This is a genomic window from Dactylosporangium aurantiacum, from assembly GCF_000716715.1.
Taxonomy (GTDB): Bacteria; Actinomycetota; Actinomycetes; order Mycobacteriales; family Micromonosporaceae; genus Dactylosporangium; species Dactylosporangium aurantiacum.
Map to the genome: position 1 here is coordinate 89,296 of NZ_JNYJ01000015.1, position 19,040 is coordinate 108,335.

A 19,040-nucleotide genomic window follows, 5' to 3' on the forward strand; every position below is an offset into this window, starting at 1 on the left:
ACCTATTGGAGAGCGCTCTCCAAAACCGCCCGCCGCGCCTCCTCACCCCTCAGCAAGGAGCTCACGTGCATCCGGCACACGCTTCCGCCCCCGCCTGGCGGAGACTGCTCAGTTCGCGATGGCGCATCGCCCTGGTCCTCGCCGTCGTCGCCGCCATCGCTGTCGTCGTCGCGCCGTTCGCGCGCGCCGCGGACAGCCTGATCTCGCAGGGCAAGCCCGTCACGTCGTCGTCCGACCAGGCGCCCGACGTGGCCGCCAGCTTCGTCAACGACGGCAACGCCGGCACCCGCTGGAGCAGCCAGTGGAGTGACCCGCAGTGGATCCGCATCGACCTGGGTGGTCCCGCCACCATCAGCCAGGTCGTGCTGCAGTGGGAGGGCGCCTACGGCAAGTCCTTCAAGATCCAGACGTCGACGAACGACACCACCTGGACCGACATCTACTCCACCACGACGGGCGCCGGCGGCACGCAGACGCTCAACGTCTCCGGCTCCGGCCGCTACGTGCGCATGAGCGGCACCGAGCGCGGCACGGGTTACGGCTACTCGCTGTTCGAGTTCAAGGTGTACGGCTCCCTCGACGGCAGCACCAACCCGGGCACGTGCAACACCGCGACGAACGCCGCGCAGGGCAAGACCGCCACCGCCTCCAGCGTCGAGGGCGCCGGCACGCCGGCCTCCGCCGCGGTCGACGGCGACGCCGGCACCCGGTGGAGCAGCCAGTTCAGCGACCCGCAGTGGCTGCAGGTGGACCTGGGCAGCAAGCAGAGCATCTGCCAGGTCGTGCTGCAGTGGGAGGGCGCCTACGGCAAGGCCTTCCAGATCCAGGTCTCCGACAACGCCACCAGCTGGACCGACGTGTACGCCACCAGCACCGGCACCGGCGGCACCCAGACCATCCCGGTGACGGGCGCCGGCCGGTACGTGCGCATGTACGGCACGGCCCGCCCCGGCGGCTACGGGTACTCGCTGTGGGAGTTCAAGATCTCCACCGGCGGCGGCACCACGACCACCCCGCCGATCAGCACCAGCCCGTCGACGAGCACGTCGCCGTCGCAGGACCCCAACTGGACCACCGTCTGGACCGACACGTTCGACGGCCCGGCCAACACCTCGCCGAACGCGGCCAACTGGCTGCTGCGCACGGGCACGCAGTACCCGGGTGGCGCGGCGAACTGGGGCACCGGCTCGGTCGAGACGGCCAGCGCGTCGACCGCGAACGTCTACCTCGACGGCGCCGGCAAGCTCAACATCAAGGCGATCCGGGACGGCGCCGGCGCGTGGACGTCGGGCCGCATCGAGACCCAGCGGACCGACTTCCAGGCCGCCGCGGGTGAGCAGGTCAAGTTCACCGCCGTGCTCAAGCAGCCGGACGTCGCCAACGGCGACGGCTACTGGCCGGGCTTCCGGGCCACCGGCGCCGCCTACCGCGGCAACTACACCAACTGGCCGGGTGTCGGCGAGACCGACATCATGACCGACGCCAACGGCCGCAGCCAGCTGTCGCAGACCCTGCACTGCGGCACCGCCCCGGACGGGCCGTGCGGTGAGTACAACGGTCGCACCTCCGGCCTGGCCAGCTGCGTCGGCTGCCAGACCGGCTACCACGAGTACACCCAGGTCATCGACCGCACGAAGACCGACGAGGAGATCCGCTTCTACCTCGACGGCAAGCAGTCGTGGATCGTGCGCAAGAGCCAGGTCGGCGTCACCGCGTGGAACGCGGCCGTCCAGCACGGCTTCTACCTGCGCCTCGACCTGGCCATCGGCGGCGCGTGGCCGAACGCCGTGGCCGGCTACACCGTGCCCACCCCGCAGACCACGTCCGGCGGCATCCTGTCCGTCGACTCGGTCACCGTGGCCAGGCAGACCGGCACCACGCCGGCCGCGATGACGGACCCGGCCACCCCGGCCGGCCCGAGCGTCGTCAAGGTCACCGGCTCGCAGGGCAACTGGCAGCTGCAGGTCAACGGCCAGCCGTACGAGGTCAAGGGCCTCACCTACGGCCCGCCGCAGGCCGCCGCCGACGGGTACATGCGCGACCTGAAGAACATGGGCGTCAACACGATCCGCACCTGGGGCGTGGACGACGCGAACACCCCGACGCTGCTCAACCGGGCCGCGCAGCAGGGCATCAAGGTGATCGTCGGGCACTGGCTCAACCAGGGCGCCGACTACGTCAACGACACCACGTACAAGAACAACACCAAGACCGAGATCGTGAACCGGGTCAACGCGCTCAAGAACAACCCGGGCGTGCTGATGTGGGACGTCGGCAACGAGGTCATCCTGACCATGCAGGACCACGGCCTGTCCGCGGCCGAGGTCGAGGCCCGCCGCGTGGCGTACGCCAAGTACGTCAACGAGCTGGCGATCGCGATCCACGCCGCCGACCCGAACCACCCGGTCACCTCGACCGACGCGTACACCGGCGCCTGGCCCTACTACAAGAACAACGCCCCGGCGCTGGACCTGCTCGCGGTGAACTCCTACGGCGCGATCAACAACATCAAGCCGGACTGGATCGCCGGCGGTTACACCAAGCCGTACGTGGTGACCGAGGCCGGCCCGGCCGGTGAGTGGGAGGTCCCCAACGACGTCAACGGCGTGCCGACCGAGCCGACCGACCTGCAGAAGCGGGCGGGCTACACGGCGAGCTGGAACGCCATCAAGAGCCACCCCGGCGTGGCGCTCGGCGCGACCGAGTTCCACTACGGCCTGGAGAACGACTTCGGCGGAGTCTGGCTCAACACGTACGGCGGCGGCTGGCGCCGGCTCGGGTACGGCGCGCTGAAGCAGGCCTACACCGGCACGCCGCTGCCCAACACGGCACCGGAGATCACCAGCATGACGGTCGGCAACCAGACCGCCGTGCCCGCCGGTGGCACGTTCACCGTGAACGTCGCCGCGACCGACCCGAACAACGACACCATCCGGTACAACGTGATGATCAGCGACAAGCACATCACGGGGAACACCGGCTTCCGCAACGTCCGGTTCACCGAGAACGGCTCCACCTTCACGGTGACCGCCCCGGAGACGCTGGGCGTGTGGAAGGTCTACGTCTACGCCTTCGACGGCCAGGGCAACGTCGGCATCGAGACGAAGTCGTTCCGGGTCGTGCCGCCGGTCATCGCCGGGACCAACATCGCGCAGGGCAAGACCGTGACCGCGTCGACGTACCAGCCGACCGGCACCAACGGCCCGCAACTGCCGTCCTACGCGACCGACAACAACTACGGCACCCGGTGGGCGTCGGAGTGGGTCGCCACCGCGTGGTGCACGGTTGACCTCGGCAGCAAGCAGACCTTCAACAAGGTCTTCCTGGCCTGGGAGGCGGCGTACGCGACCGGCTACCAGATCCAGACGTCCGACGACAACAACACCTGGACGACGATCTACTCGACGACCACCGGCAACGGCGGCTTCGACGAGATCAACGTCAACGGCAACGCCCGGTACGTGCGGATGAACGGCACGGCCCGGGCCACCACCTACGGCTACTCGCTGTGGGAGTTCGGGGTCTACCGGTAAGTACGGCGACTCGGGCGGGCGGCTCCGGCCGCCCGCCCTTTCGTCTGTATTTTCAACCAATTTCGTGCTATGTAGTGGAGAGCGCTCTCCATGCTCCGTGCTATAAAACCGGCCATGAGCGATCCACGTTCGGCCCGCAAACCCACCCTTGAGGACGTCGCGGAAGCCGCCGGCGTCTCCCGGGCCACGGTGTCGCGCGTCATCAACGGTGTTCGCAACGTCGACCCTAAGCTGCACGCCATCGTGTGGCAGGCCGTCGACGCCACCGGCTACGTGCCCAACCGCGCGGCCCGCTCGCTCGTGACCCGCCGCAGCGGCACGGTGGCCCTCGTCGTCTCCGACGCCGTCAGCCACGACGACGACCCCTTCATGCGGCGCTTCTTCGCCGACCCGTTCTTCGGCCGCATCGTCGGCGGCGTCATGTCGGTGCTGCGCCCGAAGGGCATCCAGCTCGCGCTGCAGATCGTCGGCACCGACGAGGCCCGGACCCGGCTCGTCGGCGACCTCGGCCAGGGCCAGGCCGACGGCGCGGTCGTGCTGTCGCTGCACCCCGACGACACGTTGCCGCAGCAGCTGTACGAGGGTGGCATCGCCGCGGCGCTCGTCGGCCGGCCGGCGCAGCCGGTGCCGATCAGCTACGTGGACCTCGCCAACGACGCCGGCGGCGTGCTGGCCGCCGAGCACCTCATCGGCCGCGGCTGCAGCCGCCTGGGCATGATCACCGGCCCCGCGCACGTGCCCGCCAGCCAGGACCGGCTCACCGGCTTCCGGCAGGCCCTGGCCCGGCACGGCCACGCCTGGTTCCCGACGGTCGAGGGCGGGTTCACCTACGAGTCGGGCGAGACCGCGATGCTGGAGCTGCTCGAACGCCAGCCGGAGCTCGACGGCGTCTTCGTCGCCAACGACGTCATGGCCCAGGCCGCCGTGATGGCGCTGCGCGGCCGCGAGCTGCGGGTGCCCGACGACGTGGCGGTCGTCGGCTTCGACGACAGCAGCGCCGCGCTGGACGCCCGCCCGCAGCTCACCACGGTCCGGCATCCCCTGGAGGACATGGCGGCGGAGGCGGCCCGGCTGGTGCTTTCCCGCATCGACGACCCGTCGCTGCGGGTGGAGTCGGTCATCTTCGACCCGAAGCTCGTCGTGCGCCAGTCGGCGTGAGCGGCCAGCGCAGCGGCTCGGGCCGCGATCCGTGGGCTCAGGTGTGGCTCGCGGCGGCGCCGGAGCGCAGCGGAGGTGACGGTGTGAGCACGACCCCGCCCGCCGAGGTGGTGGTCACGGCGTCGATGGTGTCGTCGCTGGTACGGACACAGCATCCGACCTACGCCGGGCCGGTGCGCCTGGTCGCCAACGGCTGGGACAACGCCGTGTTCCGGCTCGGCGCGTCGTGGTCGGTGCGCCTGCCCCGGCGCGCCGTCGCGGTGCCGCTGCTGGTCAACGAGCAGCGGTGGCTGCCGCGGCTGGCGGCCCTGCTGCCGGTGCCCGTGCCGGTCCCGGTGGCGGTGGGCGCGCCGGCCGGGGCGTACCCGTGGCCGTGGAGCATCAACTCGTGGCTGCCCGGCCACCCCGCCGGTACGGTGCCGGTGGCGCGGCGCGGTGCCTTCGCCGCCGACCTCGCCCGGTGCTTCGCCTCCCTGCACGTCCCGGCGCCGCCGTCCGCGCCGGACAACGCGTTCCGCGGGGTGCCTTTGGCCGCCCGGGCGGCCGCGGTGCGGGACCGCCTCGCCACCCTCGCCTCCCCGGACCCGGCGGGGCTGCACCGGGTCTGGTCGGAGGCCCTGGCCGCGCCGCCCTGGACGGGCCCGCCGGTGTGGCTGCACGCCGACCCGCACCCGGCGAACCTCCTCGTCGGCGACGACGGGCGCCTCGCCGCCCTCATCGACTTCGGCGACCTCACCGCCGGCGACCCCGCCACCGACCTCGCGGCCGCCTGGACCGTGTTCGACCCACCCGCCCGCGCCGCGTTCCGTGCGGCGCTGTCCGCGCTCGTCCCGGTGGATCCGGCGACGTGGCAGCGGGCGAGAGGATGGGCGCTGAGCATCGGCGCCGCGATCGCGGCCAGCTCCGCGGACAACCCGGCGATGGCGGCGATCGGCGCGCACACCTTGGAACAGGTGCTGCTTCCGGACTGAACCACCACCCAGGGTGACCCGGCCGGCGACACCTCGACGTCACGCCCGGCGGCCCGTCCGTAGCGATGCATGCGTATGGCGGCCTGTGTGCGCGGCGGCCGCCGTATGACGGGCGGTGTGGTGGCGCGCGGTGGCGCGTGACGGTGGGCGCGGACTGCGGAAATGGCGGGCGGCCGGCAGCGCGAACCGGCGCGCGCCGCGACCTGGAGTCAGTGACGCGCGCCGGCAGTCTCGCGGCGGCCGGCCCGACGGCGCTGGCTGAAGGCGCCGGGTGGCGGAACGGTGAGGGGCGGTGCAGCTCGGAGAGCGCTCTCCCAGACGGGGAGAGTCTGCCCGTTGCGGCGCGGTTCGTCAACTGGGCGGCGGGGGCGGGGAGGGTGTTGACACCTGCGGGGGCGAGCGGGAAACTTCCCTTACGGAGAGCGCTCTCCAACCGGGTCGGGTGCCGGTGGGGAGCAGCGCCGGGGTGGACGGCCACACGATCCGCGCGCGGGTCGACGGGGGTTGGCTGGGTCACCCGACCGACGCCGTAGGACCGGCCGTTCGGGTTGGTCGTCCAGGCGGGGGCTGCTCGAAACGATCGTCCGACGGGCGCGGGGTCCGCCGAGGCCGCTCGACGCGGCCCGCGGACCGTGCCCGCGGTGCCGGCCGGGTACGGCGTCCGGACAAGTCCGGGGGCTCCGCCGGGAGGTACCGACGGCGACCAGGTTGGGGTCGCCGCCGGCGGGGCGATCGCGGCCGCGGCCGTCCCGTGCACCGATGCCGCAGTTGCGGTGGTCGCCGAGGGCTCTGGGCGCCCTGACCGCCGCAACTGCGGGACCGTGGCGCCGCACGGCACGACCGGAGCGCCGCACGGCACGACCGGAGCGCCGCACGGCACGACCCGGACGTGCCCTCGGAAGGAGCCAGCAGCCGTGCCCGACAGACCTCGCCGCCCCGCCAGGCGGCTCCCCAGGATGGCGCAGCTCGCGGCCGCCGTCATCCTCGCTACAGCCGCCGCCGCAGCCGCCGGCTGTGCCGCACGCCCGGCGGACCCGGGCCCGCCACCCGCCGCGCCGGGCAACCCCGCCGCGACCGGCAATACCGCCGGTGACTTCGGCGGCACCGACATCGCCTGGGTGCAGCTGATGATCCCGATGGACGAGCAGCTGCTGCCCGTGCTCGACCTGGTGGCGCAGCGCTCGGCCGACCCCGCGCTGACCCGGCTCGCCGCGCAGCTGCGCCCCCGGTACGCCAGCGAGATCGAGCAGCTCAGAGCGCTGCGGGCGAGGGCCGGCCTGGACAGCGCGAACCCGCACGCCGGGCACCGGATGCCGGGGCTGGTCGACGCCGACACCCTCGCCGGGATCGGTGCGGCCGCGGGCGCGGAGTTCGACCGGAAGGCCGCCGCGTGCCTGCGGGAGCACCTCGACCAGCTGGCGAGCCTGGCCCGTTCGGAGCTGAGCAACGGCACCAGCGCGTCGGTGAAGGACCTCGCCCGGCAGGTCGTGGAGTCCCGCAGCGCCGGCCTGGCCGCCCTGCCGGCCGGTGCTAGCGGCGCAGCAGGCGGCGGCTGACCGCGCCGATCACCAGGATCACGGCGGCGGCGAAGCCGAGCAGCGCCACCTTCGCCGGCAGGTACTGCGTCGCCACGCCCAGGCCGAGGACCGGCACGGCCAGCCCCAGGTACCCGCCGAGGAACACCCCGGCGAGGGCCTCGCCGCGGGTGGCCGGGGGCGCCAGGTCGACCACCGTGGACACGGCACCCTTGAGCAGCGCGCCCGCGCCGCCGCCGGCGACCGCGCCGCCGAGCAGGAACACCGGCAGGCTCGCCGCCCACACCCCGGCGGTCAGGGTGAGCAGGCCCGCGGTCATCAGGATCAGGCCGCCGGCCACCTGGCGGCGGACCGGCTCGCGGCGCAGCAGCACCTGCGCGACCGCGCCGCTGGCGAACACCATCGAGGCGACCAGCCCGGCCAGGGCCCGGGACGGGTGGTGCAGGGTACCGGCGACGAACGCCGGCGCGAGCGACGTGAACAGCCCCAGCACCGACAGCGCGGCGAACGCGCCACCGCCGGCGGCGAAGTACCGGGGGCGGGCCGCGGCGGGCACGGCGACGCGCTGCGGGCGGTACCGCTGCCGCTGTGGCCGCACGGTGACGGTCTCGGGGACCCGGGCGACCGCGGCGGCCGCCGCCAGCAGCAGCACCAGGAACACGGCGTAGGAGGTGCGCAGCGGAGCCGTGACGTACTGGGCGAGCAGGCCGGCCGCGAGCGGGCCGAACGCGAAGCCGCCGAGGTTCGCCACCGTCGCCACCAGGTCGGCGCGGCTCCGGCCGGCGCCCGGACGGGCGGCGGCGTGCAGCTCCGACAGGTGCGCGGTGGCGGTCGCGGTGAGCATGCCGACGCCGAGGCCGGACAGGACCCGGGCGACGATCACCACGCCGAGCGACGTGGAGGTCAGGAAGAGGGCCGCGGCGGCCGCCTCGAGCAGGATGGCCGGCAGCAGCACCCGCCGCCGGCCCCAGCGGTCCGACAGGTGCCCGGCGAGGAAGAGGCTGACGATGACCCCGACCGCGTACGCGGCGAAGGCCACCGTGACCGCGATCGTCGAGTAGCCGTCGTGGCGCTGGTAGATCGCCCACAGCGGGGTCGGCACGACGGTGAACGCCAGGGACACCGCGAACGCGGCCGCGATCGTCCAGAACCCCCGCTCGTGCCGGGCGGAGCGGTCGTCCTGCGGACGTGGCGCGGGGCGGGTCAGCACGCTGGTCATGTCCTCGACTGTGCCGGGTGGGAAGCAGCACCGGCGACGAATGTTCGTGCTGATGTCTATCATCAATCGTGATGGAGCTGCGGCATCTGGTGTACTTCGTGACGGTCGCCGAGGAGCGCAACTTCTCCCGTGCGGCGGCGCGGCTGCGGGTGGTGCAGTCCGGCGTCTCGGCCGCGATCCGGTCGCTGGAGCGGGAGCTGGGCGTGCCGCTGTTCGAGCGCACCTCGCAGCGGGTCGCGCTCACCGACGCCGGCACGGCGCTGCTGCCGGCGGCCCGGGCCACGATCGACGCCGCCCAGGCCGCCCGGGACGTGGTCGACGAGGTCCGGGGCGGGCTGCGGGGCACGCTGCGCATCGGCACGCTGATCTCGGTCGGGTTCGTCGACCTGCCGGGGCTGCTCGGGCACTTCCGCGCCGAGCATCCGGCCGTCGACCTGCGGCTGCGGGCCGCCCCGTCGGGCTCGGCGGGCCTGGCCAGGTCGCTGCTGGAGGGTGAGCTGGACGTCGCGTTCCTGTCGCTGGCCGGCCGGCCGCCGGCGGGACTGTCGCTGCGGGTCCTGGCGGCCGAGCCGATCCTCGCGGTGCTGCCGGCCGGGCACCCGCTCGCCGGCCTGGACGCGGTGACCCTCGAGGACCTGGCCGACGAGCCGTTCGTCGACTCGCCACCCGGGTACGGCAACCGCAACGAGGTCGACCGGGGCTTCGCCGCCGCGGGCCTGCGGCGGCGGGTCGCGTTGGAGGTCGCCGACATCGCCACCGTCGCCCACTACGTGCGCAACGGCCTCGGCGTCGCCCTCATCCCGCGGTTCGCGGCCGCCGGGGCGGCGCCCGGCGTGCGCGTGCTGCCCGTCGCCGGGGCGCGGCTGCGCTGGACGTTCGGGGTGGCGACCGGCTCCGCGCGCCGGCCCAGCGCGGCGGTCCGGGCGCTGCTCGACCTGGTCGACGCCTACCGGGTCGAAATGCCCGGATAACCGGTTTTCTCGGGTTCGCCGGGCTCGGGCCGAACGGGCCGCGGGTGCTCGCAGGAGCTGAGCCTGTCGATCCGGGAGATCTCGCGGAACGCCAACGAGGTGGCCGCGCCTCCGCCGCGCGGGTCACCACGGAGGGCGTGGCCGAGTCGCGGCGCACGTCGGCCGAGCCGGCCCGCAGGTCGCACGAGGTGCGGACCCTGGTGGCCGGCCTCCGGGTGTGATCCGCCCCCGCCCCGCCGGGTGGTGAGGTCCGGCACATCGACCGCGCGCCGATTGCATCCCCGCGTGCCCATGTTTTTAGACTGACTGGTCAGTTCAAATCAGGGAGCACAGCGTGACCAGTGATGCGGTGGTGACAGCCCGCGGGCTCGGCGCCCGGACCCGGCGCGGCTGGGTGTTCCGCGACGTCGACCTGGACGTCGCGCCGGGGGAGCGGCTCACCGTCACCGGCCCGGCCGGCAGCGGGCGCACGTCGCTGCTGCTCGCCCTGGCCGGCTGCTTCAGCACCAGCGCCGGCACCGTCCAGCGGCGCGGCGTCGTCGCGCTCGGGCACGTCCCGGGCGTGCACGAGCCAGAGCCGGCGCTGACCGTCGCCGAGCACGTCGAGGAGCGGCGCATCCTGCTGGGCCGCCGGCGCCGCCGGGCCGTCCCCGACCTGCCCCTGGACCCGGGCCTGCTCGGCCGGGACCTCGACGCCCTCGGCCGGCACCTGCTCGGCCTGACCCTCGCCGGGATGGCCGGCCCCGCGGCCGTCGTCGTCGACGACGTCGACACCGGGCTGTCCGCGCGGGAGCGGGCGGCCCTCGACGAGGCCCTCGAGGCCCTCAACGCCGACGGGATCGCCGTCATCGCCGCCGCCCGCGACAGCGGCCCGGGCCGCACCTACGCCCTGGAGGGCCACCGATGAGACTCGCGCTGTTCGAGCTGCGCCGCTTCACCCGCGCGCCGATCACCGTCGCCGCGCTCGCCGTCCTGGCGCTGATCCCGCTGCTGTACGGGGCGCTGTACCTGTGGGCGTTCTGGGACCCGTACGGCAACATGCGCCACATCCCGGTCGCCGTGGTCAACGCCGACCGGCCCGCGACCGCCGCCGACGGCAGCACCCTGCACGCCGGCGACGACCTCACCGCCCGGCTGCTGCGCCGCGACGTGTTCGGCTGGCAGCAGACCACCGAGGCGGCCGCCCGGGAGGGCCTCGCCGACGGGCGGTTCCAGATCCTCTTCGAGATCCCGGCCGACTTCTCCGCGTCGCTGGTCACCCCGCCCGACCCGGACCGCGACCCGACCGGCGGGCGGCTGCTCGTGGTCAACGACGACGCCACCAACTACCTCACCGGCCAGCTGTCCCGCAGTGTCTTCACCGAGGTTCGGGCCAGCGCCGCCGCCTCCGTCGCCGGTGGCTACTTCGACCGGATGCTCATCGGCTTCACCGACCTCAAGTCGCAGACCGCGCAGGCCGCCGACGCCGCCGGCCGGATCGCCGGTGGCGCCGGGCAGGCCGGGGCGGGCGCCGGTGACCTCGCCGCCGGCCTCGACCGGGCCGGCACCGGCGCCGGTGACCTCGCCGCCGGCCTCGACGAGGCCACCAAGGGCTCCCGGCAGCTGTACGACGGGCTCGTCGCCCTCGACCAGGGCGCCGCGCAGCTCGCCGACGGCACCGCGCAGGCCGCCGCCGGTGGGCAGCTGCTGGCCGGGAAGGTCGACGCCGCGGCCGGGAAGGTCGAGCCGGCGCTGCGCGACAACGCCGCGCTGATCGAGGCGGCCGCGACCAGCATCGCCGACGGCGCCGACCTGCTGCGCGAGCACCTCGACGCGCTGCCCGCCCTGGCCACCACCGCGACGCAGCGGGCCGGCGCGACCCGGGCGTCCCTGGAGCAGCTCGGGCGGCGGTACCCGCAGATCACCGACAGCGCCGAGTACCGCGCGGCCGTCGCCGCCGCGGACGCCGCCGTCACCGCGGCCCGGGCGGTCCAGACCCGCCTGGAGACCGGCGACCTCGCCGCCGTGCGCGCCGACCTGGACCGTGCGTCGAAGCTCGCCCGGCAGGTCGCGGCCGCCGCACCGCACCTCGCCGACGACGTCGCCGCCGCCCGCGCCCAGGTCGACCAGCTCGCCGACGGGCTCAACCGGCTCGCCGAGGGCGCCGCCAGGCTGCACGCCGGCACCGGCGAGGCCCGCGACGGCGCCCGCGACCTGTCCGGCGGGCTGTTCCGGCTCTCCACCGGCGCCCGCCAGCTCGACGACGGGCTCGGCGCGCTCTCCGACGGCGGGCACCGGCTCGCCGGCGGGCTCGGCGAGCTCGCCGACGGCGCCAGCACGCTGGCCCGCGGCCTGGCCGACGGCGCGGCGAAGATCCCCGGCTACGACCCCGACACCCGCGCCGAACGCGCCGGCGTCCTCGGCGACCCCGTCGCCCTGCGGCGCGACACCGAGCACCCCGCCGCCACGTACGGCGCCGGGTTCGCGCCGTACTTCCTCGGCCTGGCCCTCTGGGTCGGCGCGATGATCAGCTACATGGTGCTGCGGCCGCTGACCCGCCGGCACCTCGTCTCCGGCGCGCCCGCCCACCGCGCGGCCCTCGCCGGCTGGCTGCCTGGCCTCATCGTCGGCGTGGTCCAGGCGACGGCGCTGTTCCTGGTGGTGCGCTTCGCGCTCGGCCTGCACCCCGCGCACCCCGTGGCCATGTACGGGTTCCTGTGCCTCACCGCGGTCGCGTTCACCGCCATCGTGCAGTGGTTCGGCGCCCGCCTCGGCGCGGCCGGCCGCCTCGCCGCGCTCGCCGTGCTCATGCTGCAGCTCACGTCGTCCGGCGGCACGTACCCGGTGCAGACCACCCCGGGCGTGCTGCAGGCGGTGCACCCGTTCCTGCCGATGACCTACGTCGTGTCCGGGGTCCGGCACCTCGTCAACGGCGGGCCGGGCGGTACGGTCGTCACCGGGGCCCTGGTCCTGGCCGGGTTCGCCGCCGCGGCGTTCGCGCTGACGACCCTCGCCGCCTGGCGCGGGCGCCGGCTGACGCCGTCGAAGCTCCATCCGGACCTGGTGATGTAGAGGGGGGTACGTGGCTGAGGACGGCCGAACGCGCCGGCGCACCGACACCCGGCAGCGGCTGTACGACGCGGCGATGGAGCTCATCGCCGAGCACGGGTTCTCAGCCACGACCGTCGAGGACATCGCCCTGCGCGCCGGCGTCGCCAAGGGCACCGTCTACTACAACTTCCCGTCGAAGAACGCGCTGTTCGAGCAGCTGCTGCGGCACGGCGTCGGGCTGCTCACCGCCGACTTCCGGGCCGCCGTCGAGGGCGTCGCGCCGCCGGAGGCGGTGCTGGCGCTGATCCGGGCGGAGCTGGCGTACATCGAGCGGCACCGCTCCTTCGCCCAGCTGCTGCTGTCGGAGATGTGGCGCACCAACCGCGAGTGGCACCAGACGCTGCAGCTGCTGCGCAGCGAGGCCGTCGACGTCATCGCCGACGTGCTGCGCCGCGGCGTGCGGGAGGGCCAGTTCGACCCGGCGCTGGACGTACGGATGGCGGCCGCCGCCCTGTTCGGGGTCTGCCTCGTGGTGGCCGTCGACTGGCTGGTGTTCGAACCGGACCGGTCCCTCGCCGACGTGCAGGACGCGCTGATCACGGTCATCCGCGCACGCGTCGGCGTCTGACAGCGGCGCGCCCCGCGGTGGATCCCCCGCGGGGCGCGCCTTCCCCCCTGTGTGCGTTTACGAGCAGGCGGTGCCGTTGAGCTTGACCGCGCTCGGCGCCGGCGAGGACGGGCCGTTCGCGGTGTACCCGATCGTCACCGACGCGCCCGCCGCCAGGGACGGTGCCCAGGTCGGACCGGCCGCGGTGATGGTCGTGCCGGACTGCGTGACGGTGGCGTTCCAGCCGCTGCTCAGCGTCACCCCGGACGGCACGGTCCAGGTGATGGAGAACGGGTTCGCGGCCGAGCTGCCGGTGTTCTTCACCGTGACCGCCGCCTGGTAGCCGCCCTGCCACGAGTTGTCGATCTTCACGGTCGCGGTGCAGGAGTGGGTGCCCGTGTTGCCCGACGGGGACGTCGAGACCGAAGCGGACACCGACACCGAGGTCGACACCGAGGCCGAGCCGGTCGGGTTGGTCCCGCCGGACGGCGGGATCAGGTACGGCTGCAGGATCGACTGCTTCTGCTGGTTGACGGTCTTCCAGTCGTCGCCGACGATGCCGCCCGTGTCACCGGAGTTCGGGTTCCACGACCAGTACGTGAAGTCCATGCCGGTGACGCCGGTGCCCATGTACTCCATGAGCTTCTTGAGCCACAGGACGTCCTGCGGGTTCTGCAGCGTCGAGCCGAACTCGCCGACCAGGACCGGCGCGATGTTCTGCTTCTCGATGTAGCCCCAGAACTGGTCCCAGATCGCGGGCAGGTTGTTCGGGAACGACGGGTCGTCGAACCACGCCTGGTGGTACACCGAGTTGGCGTACTCGTGCGCCGAGTAGACCAGCTTGTTCGGCTTGTTCAGCCGGACCGGGTACTGCCCGGCCTTGGACAGGTTGCCGCCCCACCAGCCGCACGGCTCGTCGGGGATGTTGTCCCAGGCGTTGGCGTTGCCGCCGCTCGGGCAGCTGACGCCCTCCACGACGATGAGCCAGTTCGGGTTCACCTCGAGGATCGCGTTGCCGGCCCGCTCGGCCGCCAGCCGCCAGTCCCGGTTCACGTCGCCGCAGCCCCAGCACGAGCCGGTGCCGTTGGGGTCGGTACCGTCGGCGTGCGGCTCGTTGTGCAGGTCCGCGCCGATGACGGTCGGGTTGTTCGCGTAGTGCTGGGCGAGCGAGCGCCAGTTGCTGATCCAGGTCGACTCGGGCGTTGCCGAGACGTACCACAGCGCGCTCTGGCCGGCGCTGGTCGGGCGGTGCCGGTCCAGCAGGATGCGCATGCCCTTGGTGCCGGCGTACGCGACGACCTTGTCCAGGATCTGCAGCGGCGACAGGCCCTGCAGGTCCGGGTTGGTGTAGCCGTCGACGCTGTTGGCGGTCGCGCCGGGCTTCAGGGCGTCATCGGAGTACGGCACGCGCAGCGTGTTGTAGCCGAGGCTCGCCATCTGGTCGATGTGGTCGCGCCATGGCCTGGCCCACAGCCCGTGGAACGTCTTGTTGTCGGTCTCCATGCCGAACCAGTTGATGCCGGTCAACCGCACCGGGTTGCCGCCGGCGTCGATGATCTGGTTGCCGCGCGTGCTGAGGTAGCCCGTGCCGGTGCCGCTGACGGCCGCCTCGGCCGTGTTGAGCCCGATCACGGCGACCGCGCCGACCGCGGCCAAGCTGGTGGCCGCGACGGCGGCCCAAAGTCTTCTCACCACACCCCTCCTGTCGGTGCACTGCGACCGCCGGTGGATTTCGGTGGCGCGGCGGCGAGTGCGAGCCGACGCTAGGAGCGGGCTGTGGCGCGGGCCACCGTCCGCCGTGATGTTGCGCATCCGCGCAGGTCAACCGCTTGTTGCGGGCGAAAGTTACATCGCCGGCAGCTGCGCGAGGAGCGCGCTGTGCGCGTCGAGCACCTGCTGGGCGGCGGCCTTCGTCGCCGGGTCCGCGCCGTTCTTCGCCTCCGAGCCGCACAGCGCGGTCGTGCCGGTCAGGTGGTCGCGCAGCACCTCGAGGGCCTTCGCCGGCTGCTGCGCCGGGGGCAGCGCCCGGATCGCGGCCATGTCCGCGTCGACGACCATGCCCGGCAGGTCGTGACCCGCGTGGATGCTGGAGTCCTCGACGGCCCCGCCGTCACTGAGCGCCCTGCGCAGCGCGGCGAGCTCGGTCCTGTGGCCTTCCGCGCCGGTACGGGCGATCGGCCCCAGCACGGGATCGCCGCTGGCGATGATGTGGTCGAACAGCTGCGCCGCGCTGGTGTCCAGCGAGATCATCAGCTGCAGGTACGCGATGTCGGTCGGGTTGAGCACCGTGACCGCCGGCGGCGCGGACGTGCCCTGCGCCCCGGTCGCGGCGGGCGGCGCCGGCTCGTGCGCCGGCCGGGCCCACAGCACGACGACGGCGAACGCGGCGACGAGCACGATCGCGACCGCGCCGACCCGCCGCCACACATCCCGGCCGCGCTCCTCCTCCTCGTCGTCGTCGCCGTCCGTCACCGTCGCCTCGGCCGTCGACGGAGGGTCCTCGCTGCGCTGCTTGACGTTGCGGCGGGGCTTGGCGGGCGGCTGGGTCTGGCCCGGTGCCGGTTCCGTGGCCGCTGCCGCGGTCTCCGGCGTCCCGGTCGCCTCTGTCGTCCCGGTCGCCTCCGATGTCTCGGTGGTCTCGACGGTCTCGGTGGTCTCGGGCATCTCGGTGACCTTCGACGTCTCGGCGGATTCCCGGGTCTCGATCGGCGTTTCGGCGGTGGCGGCCGGCTTGTCGTCGCTCATCGCGGCCCACCCCCTCGGGCGGCGCAGGCAGCCCGAGCGACGCCGTCCGCCGCGGACGGGGTGGCGGCCCCGGCCGACGACGCCGCGGCGCTGGGCGCAGCCGCGGTGCGGTCCCCGTGGGGCGGTTGACCCCCAAGGGAACCCGTGCGCACGACGCCCGCGCTGCGCGCCCCGTGGGGGAGCGGCAGCATGGTGACGGGGGGCGGTCCCGCGACCGTCCGGGCGGTGGTCACGCATCGACGGTAAGCGTCCGGACCTGCACGGCGCATTAGACGAACTTTAAGATTCCCGCAGGCGGCCCTGACGTTTTTCCGCGGCCGCCGATAACACCTTTCGCCGATCTGTGCCGCAGCTGGGACCTGGCCCTAGGCGCCGATCCGGGTCACGGTGCCGTGCGGGGCGCCCTGCCACCACATGGCGTCGACGAGATACGCGGCGTCACCGCCGGCGGAGATGAACTGCACGACGAGGCGGGTCGGCTCGGTCTGCGCCCGGGACACTGAGTAGCCGTCACGGGGCGTCGCGGTGACGACGGAGACGACGCCGTCGCGGATGCGGATGACCGCGTCGCCGCCCTCGGAGCGAAACGAGCGCAGGTACGTGTCGACCCCGTCGCCGCCGGTCGTCACCGTCCAGCCGTCCACGACGCGGGCCGGGGCCGCGGTGGTGACCTTCGCGCTGGGTGGTGGCGCCGCCGCCGACGTGCGCGGCGCGGCCGCCGACGGGCTCGCCGCGGGGGAGGACCCGGCGGGCGAGGACGGCAGCGAGGGCAGGCCGGGCTGCGGGATCAGGTCGCCGGGCCCGCGCGCCTCCGCGGCCGGGACCGGCAGCGAGTCCGACGGCACCGCCGTGCGCAGCACGGGGCGCAGCGCCAGCGACGCCACGGCGATGCTCGCCGCGGTCGCCAGGCACCACAGCAGCACCGGCACCGCCGCCCGTCTCACGCCGTCACCTCCGCTGCGCTCCGGCGCCGCCGTGAGCCATAACTGAGCCATGGTTCGCGGCCCGAGCCGCTGCGCTGGCCGCTCACGTCGTCACCTCCGCTGCGCTCCGGCGCCGCCGCGAGCCACACACCTGAGCCGATGGTTCGCGGCCCGAGCCGCTGCGCTGGCCGCTCACGTCGTCACCTCCGCTGCGCTGGCCGTCTTACCCGCACGACGTAGATGCTCTCACCCTCGGACCTCACCCGCGCCGCCCCGGCGGCAATCCCGGCGGTTACCGTGTTGCCATGCCGTTGATCCTGCTCGTCGAGGACGATGTCGCCGTCTCCGGCGCCCTGTCCCGGGCGTTGACCGACGCCGGTCACGTCGTGCGCCCGGTCGGCAACGCCGGGTCGGCGCTGCGGGTCATCGCGACCGACCCGCCGGACCTGGTCATCCTCGACCTCGGGCTGCCCGACATGGACGGCCTGGACGTGCTGCGGATGCTGCGCGGCATCTCCAACGCCCCCGTCATCGTCGCCACCGCCCGGCGTTCCGAACGCGACATCATCCGGCTGCTCGACGCCGGCGCCGACGACTACGTGACGAAGCCGTTCTCCAGCGCGCAGATGTCGGCGCGGATCAACGCGGTCCTGCGCCGCGGGCAGGGCACCCACGGGCCCGCCGCGGCCCCCGCCGGCGTGACGGTCGGTGCGCTGCACGTCAACCCGCAGCAGCGCTTCGCGTCCATCGGCGGGCAGCCGCTGCAGCTGACGAAGAAGGAGTTCGACCTGTTGGCGTACCTGGCGCAGCGGGCCGGGCGGGTGGTCAGCCGCCGGGAGCTGCTCACCGAGGTGTGGCAGCGGCCGGACAGCTCCGGCGAGGACCAGACCATCGACGTGCACGTGTCGTGGCTGCGCCGCAAGCTCGGCGAGAGCGCGACGGCACCGCGGTACCTGCGCACCTTCCGCGGTGTCGGGGTCATGCTCGTCGACCCGGCGCAGCCCCCCGCACAGCCATGAGAAACGCGCTCATGCGCCTGTCGTTCGCGATCACCTCGATGATCGCGCTGGCGTTCCTCGTGCCGCTGGCGTACGTGACCAAGGAGATCGCGCACGACCGGGCCCTGGCGGAGGCGCGCTACCAGGCCGACGCGATGGTCGCCGCGCTCGCCTCCGCGTCCGGCAACGGGTCGGGCGCCCTGGACCGGGCGGTGGCCACCGTGCCCGCCGGGCAGAGCGGGCGGCTCGCCGTGCACCTGCTGGGCGAGCCGACCGTGGGGACCAGCCACGCACCGGTCCCGGACGTCGAGCGGGCCGCCGCACAGGGCCGGTCACTGACCGTGCCGGCACCCGGCGGCGTGGCGTACCTGCAGACCGTGGTGCTGGACGGTGACCGCACCGCCGTCGTGGAGGTGTACGTCTCCGACGCCGACCTCAGCCGCGGTGTCGGCGCGGCCTGGCTCGCCCTCGCCGGCCTGGCCGTCGTCCTCGTCGGCGGCTCGACGCTCGTCGCGGACCGGCTCGGCGCGCAGATCGTGCGCTCCACGAAACGCCTCGCCGACGGCGCGCGGGCGTTCGGCGACGGCGACCTGCACGCCCGGGTCGAGCCGGACGGCCCGCCCGAGCTGCGTGACGCGGCCCGCAGCTTCAACCGCATGGCGGACCAGATGGTGGCCTTCGCCGACGCCGAACGCGAGCTCGCCGCGGACCTGTCGCACCGGCTGCGCACCCCGCTGACCGCGCTGCGCCTCGACGCCGACGCGATGCCGCCGGGCCCGATCGGCGAGCGCATGCGGCAGGCGTTCGACGCCCTCGACGACGAGATCGAGCAGATCATCACCACGGCCCGCCGCTCGGCGGCCGACCGCGTGCCCGAGAGCGCCGACCTGGTCGAGGTCGTCGCCGACCGGCTCGCGTTCTGGTCGGTGCTCGCCGAGGACCAACAACGCCCCTGGCGCGTCGTCGGCGGCCAGGAGCCGGTGTGGGTGCCGGTCGCCGAGTCCGACCTCGTCTCGGCCGTCGACTGCATGCTCGGCAACGTCTTCCAGCACACCCCGGAGGGCACCGGCTTCGAGGTGTACGTCTCCCCGCGCGGCCTCACCGTCGACGACGCCGGCCCCGGCATCGCCGACCCGGCCAAGGCTCTGCGCCGCGGCTCCAGCGGCGCCGGCTCCACCGGCCTCGGCCTGGACATCGTGCGCCGCGTCGCGGAGACCGCCGGCGGCCGCCTCGTCGTGGAGCGCAGCCCGCTGCGCGGCGCCCGGGTCGCCATCGTCCTGGAGCCGCAGGCCGCCACCGCCCCACCACCCCGCCCCCAGCGCCGCGTCGTGCGCTGAAGCCGTCCGTTCG

General features: G+C 74.1%; 14 protein-coding genes. 10 read left to right on the forward strand and 4 right to left on the reverse strand.

Annotated elements, in window-relative coordinates:
* Positions 1 to 65 precede the first annotated feature (65 nt).
* From OP18_RS18935 to OP18_RS18950, 4 genes are all read left to right on the forward strand, one after another.
* Positions 66 to 3,533, forward strand: a complete 3,468-nt coding sequence (locus OP18_RS18935; protein WP_052386945.1) for a galactose-binding domain-containing protein — start codon at positions 66 to 68, stop codon at positions 3,531 to 3,533.
* Positions 3,534 to 3,647: 114 nt separating this feature from the next.
* Positions 3,648 to 4,691, forward strand: coding sequence for a LacI family DNA-binding transcriptional regulator (locus OP18_RS18940; RefSeq protein ID WP_033360261.1), 1,044 nt, complete (start codon positions 3,648 to 3,650; stop codon positions 4,689 to 4,691).
* Positions 4,692 to 4,774: 83 nt separating this feature from the next.
* Positions 4,775 to 5,662, forward strand: coding sequence for an aminoglycoside phosphotransferase family protein (locus OP18_RS18945; RefSeq protein ID WP_033360351.1), 888 nt, complete (start codon positions 4,775 to 4,777; stop codon positions 5,660 to 5,662).
* 914 nt (positions 5,663 to 6,576) lie between these two features.
* Positions 6,577 to 7,218, forward strand: coding sequence for a DUF305 domain-containing protein (locus OP18_RS18950; RefSeq protein WP_156089616.1), 642 nt, complete (start codon positions 6,577 to 6,579; stop codon positions 7,216 to 7,218).
* Here the strand turns inward: OP18_RS18950 and OP18_RS18955 are convergent.
* Entirely contained in the window at positions 7,193 to 8,416 is a 1,224-nt protein-coding gene (locus OP18_RS18955; RefSeq protein ID WP_156089617.1) for an MFS transporter, read from the reverse strand. The two genes, OP18_RS18950 and OP18_RS18955, sit on opposite strands and share 26 nt — an antisense overlap.
* A gap of 71 nt (positions 8,417 to 8,487) precedes the next feature.
* Between OP18_RS18955 and OP18_RS18960 the strand changes: the two genes are divergently transcribed.
* The 4 genes from OP18_RS18960 (at position 8,488) to OP18_RS18975 (ending at position 13,045) form a co-directional block, all read left to right on the forward strand.
* Positions 8,488 to 9,387, forward strand: coding sequence for a LysR family transcriptional regulator (locus OP18_RS18960; protein ID WP_033360263.1), 900 nt, complete (start codon positions 8,488 to 8,490; stop codon positions 9,385 to 9,387).
* A 334-nt stretch (positions 9,388 to 9,721) separates the two neighbouring features.
* A complete protein-coding gene (locus OP18_RS18965) occupies positions 9,722 to 10,294 on the forward strand; it encodes an ATP-binding cassette domain-containing protein (RefSeq protein WP_245635438.1) in 573 nt (190 codons plus the stop codon).
* Positions 10,291 to 12,438 carry a YhgE/Pip domain-containing protein gene (locus tag OP18_RS18970; protein ID WP_033360264.1) on the forward strand — a complete coding sequence of 716 codons (2,148 nt, stop codon included), beginning with the start codon at positions 10,291 to 10,293 and terminating at the stop codon, positions 12,436 to 12,438. Before OP18_RS18965 ends, OP18_RS18970 begins: the two co-directional genes overlap by 4 nt.
* Before the next feature lie 10 nt (positions 12,439 to 12,448).
* Entirely contained in the window at positions 12,449 to 13,045 is a 597-nt protein-coding gene (locus tag OP18_RS18975) for a TetR family transcriptional regulator (RefSeq protein ID WP_033360265.1), read from the forward strand.
* A 57-nt stretch (positions 13,046 to 13,102) separates the two neighbouring features.
* Here the strand turns inward: OP18_RS18975 and OP18_RS18980 are convergent, their stop codons facing one another.
* The 3 genes from OP18_RS18980 to OP18_RS18990 all read right to left on the reverse strand — a co-directional run bounded on the left by OP18_RS18980 (position 13,103) and on the right by OP18_RS18990 (position 16,713).
* Positions 13,103 to 14,719 carry a cellulase family glycosylhydrolase gene (locus tag OP18_RS18980; protein WP_389251877.1) on the reverse strand — a complete coding sequence of 539 codons (1,617 nt, stop codon included), beginning with the start codon at positions 14,717 to 14,719 and terminating at the stop codon, positions 13,103 to 13,105.
* 150 nt (positions 14,720 to 14,869) lie between these two features.
* Positions 14,870 to 15,769 (reverse strand): DUF305 domain-containing protein, encoded by a 900-nt coding sequence (locus OP18_RS52725; RefSeq protein ID WP_052386946.1) that lies wholly within the window; start codon positions 15,767 to 15,769, stop codon positions 14,870 to 14,872.
* Between the two features lie 365 nt (positions 15,770 to 16,134).
* Positions 16,135 to 16,713 carry a hypothetical protein gene (locus tag OP18_RS18990; RefSeq protein WP_033360266.1) on the reverse strand — a complete coding sequence of 193 codons (579 nt, stop codon included), beginning with the start codon at positions 16,711 to 16,713 and terminating at the stop codon, positions 16,135 to 16,137.
* Between the two features lie 284 nt (positions 16,714 to 16,997).
* Here OP18_RS18990 and OP18_RS18995 point away from each other — a divergent pair, with 284 nt between their 5' ends.
* Both OP18_RS18995 and OP18_RS19000 read left to right on the forward strand, forming a co-directional pair.
* Positions 16,998 to 17,711 (forward strand): response regulator transcription factor, encoded by a 714-nt coding sequence (locus tag OP18_RS18995; RefSeq protein WP_033360267.1) that lies wholly within the window; start codon positions 16,998 to 17,000, stop codon positions 17,709 to 17,711.
* Positions 17,708 to 19,027, forward strand: a complete 1,320-nt coding sequence (locus tag OP18_RS19000; RefSeq protein WP_033360268.1) for a sensor histidine kinase — start codon at positions 17,708 to 17,710, stop codon at positions 19,025 to 19,027. The genes OP18_RS18995 and OP18_RS19000 overlap by 4 nt, the downstream gene beginning before the upstream one ends.
* Positions 19,028 to 19,040 lie beyond the last annotated feature (13 nt).